Annotated in this window: 1 protein-coding gene; it reads right to left on the bottom strand. The window is 28.8% G+C overall.

The features are described from left to right. Positions 1-1,308: bifunctional hydroxymethylpyrimidine kinase/phosphomethylpyrimidine kinase (gene thiD / locus BG20_RS11555; protein WP_010195695.1), on the bottom strand; the 1,308-nt coding region annotated here is incomplete at its 3' end. Positions 1,309-1,586: the final 278 nt, after the last annotated feature.

Genomic DNA, 1,586 nt, shown 5'->3' with positions numbered 1-1,586 from the left:
TATTTTAAAATCAAATATCTTTGAAATCTTTTTAAGAATTAATGTGGGCGTTTCGGCAAAAATTATTATCATTGGCTCTTTTCCAAAATCTCCTGTGTGGTAAATTACATCTGGTGGTTTTTTTAAATTTCTTATTGCTTGTTTTATCCCCCATTCTACTGTGGACCCATCTTTGGATTTTACATTCTTTGGTTCTTTACTTCTATCGTAACTAGCAATAACTAATCTTTTTTTTCTTAATTTTGATATTATTTCCTCACTATATCTTAAATTAATTGCAGAGCACATATCTGGAAATTTTTTGTTCATAATGATCAAAGCTCTAGCAACATGCTTTGAACCCCCATATGCCAAATCTCCTGCAACTGTTACTGCATTTCCTGTTTTTACTATTCTTCCTGAGATTCCTAGTATCTCTTTAATTGATTTTGGATTCTTTTTTGAAAAAACAAAATTTGTTTGACATTCTGGAATGTTTTTATGTATATTTTTAATCTGGAGAAATTTATTTATTGCATTTGTTAATTCACTGTGAATTTCATCTTTGTTTTTAATTTGTGTAATTGATATTCCATATCCGATATTTTTAGCATTTTTAATTGAATTATATGTAAACTCTTTTGAGAATTTCACTGCATCTTTTAATGGTGCTCCATTTACTAGTGAAAATAATAGAGATGCCGAATAATTACACCCACTACCATGATTAGTTTTTGAGATTTTTTTGCTCGATATTGTATATTCATTTTTTTGTTCAAGTATGTAATCTGAAATCTGTCCATCTGATTTCAATCCAGTAATGATGACGTTCTCTACTCCCATCGCTTGAATTTTTAGAGCAGCTTTATGCAATGATTTTTTTGTTCTTATTTTAATTTCTGACAAAAACTCAGCTTCAAATTTGTTTGGAGTGATGACTGTAGCCAATGGAATTAAAAATTTTTTAAAATCTACAATTGCTGCTTTATCGATTAGTTGGCCCCCCGTGGTGGATTTTATCACAGGATCAATCACAATTGGAATTTTTTTATTTTTTAGTTCTTTGGAAATTGTTTTTATTATCTCCGAATTGTAAACCATTCCAATTTTAATTCCGTCTATTTTAAAATCTGTCATTATCGAATCTAGCTGATTTTTCAATATTTTTTGTGATACTGGCTCAACCATTCCAAAATTGGATGTATTTTGACCTGTTATTGCAGTGATTACTGTTAAACCATAAGCATTTAGTGAATCAAAAGTTTTAACATCGCTTTGAATACCTGCCCCCGATGATGGATCAGATCCACCTATGGACAGTAAATTCATATCGTATTTTTAAAACTTAGTGTACTAATCTATTTTTCCTTTTATGATTTTTAGATTTGATCTTTTGATTTGTAACTATGATAGAGAATTTATAGTTCTGAAATAACTCATATTTGTTAATTTGATTAAAAAGAAAATTCCATTAATTGATGATGCTCCTGAAGGATTTCTTTGTACTTCATGTTTGTTACCTATGCAATATCAAAAAAAGATCAATAATGCATATCTTTGGCAATGCTTCAAATGTGGTAAAAAATATTTTGTTTCAAATTCATTAA

The organism is Candidatus Nitrosarchaeum limnium BG20 (assembly GCF_000241145.1).
Lineage (GTDB): Archaea > Thermoproteota > Nitrososphaeria > Nitrososphaerales > Nitrosopumilaceae > Nitrosarchaeum > Nitrosarchaeum limnae.
Note: the sequence above shows the minus strand (reverse complement) of the source record. Positions and strands in the feature narration are given on the sequence as shown.